The sequence below is a fragment of the Carboxydothermus islandicus genome (assembly GCF_001950325.1).
GTDB classification, from domain to species: Bacteria; Bacillota; Z-2901; order Carboxydothermales; family Carboxydothermaceae; genus Carboxydothermus; species Carboxydothermus islandicus.
The window spans coordinates 1-421 of sequence record NZ_BDJL01000126.1; the positions used below are offsets into that span (position 1 = coordinate 1).

Consider the following 421-nt stretch of genomic DNA (forward strand, 5'->3'; position numbering starts at 1 on the left):
AGATTACAAGGGCAGAAAGTCCAGAAGGATAAAGCACAGTTTTAGTTATCGAAAGTTAATTAGCAGAATAAAGACCCTTGCCCAGAGGTACGGCATAGCCATAAGAGAAGTAAGTCCGGCTTATACAAGCGTGATAGGGATGCTAAAGTACGCACCGCAGTTTAATTTAACCAAAGATACTGCGGCAGCCTATGTGATAGCACGAAGGGGATTGGCTTTAAGGGAAAAAATTCCCTTGAAGTATAAAGAGCTTTTGAAAAGCCTACAAAGCAAGTCACGGTCGGTATCTTCAGCAACCGAAGGAAGGAATGAAGGTACTGCGGTAAAGGGGAAAACCTTACCGTACAAACCGTGGCGAGTTTTGCGGGTAGCCCTCCTGACCGGAGCTCTCCTTGACAGGCCATTATATCGTGACCTGTCA

Annotated in this window: 1 protein-coding gene; it reads left to right on the forward strand. The window is 45.6% G+C overall.

Annotated features, from left to right (window positions below):
* On the forward strand, positions 1-421 hold a 421-nt coding region (locus tag ciss_RS10455), incomplete at both ends, for an IS200/IS605 family accessory protein TnpB-related protein (RefSeq protein ID WP_143298554.1).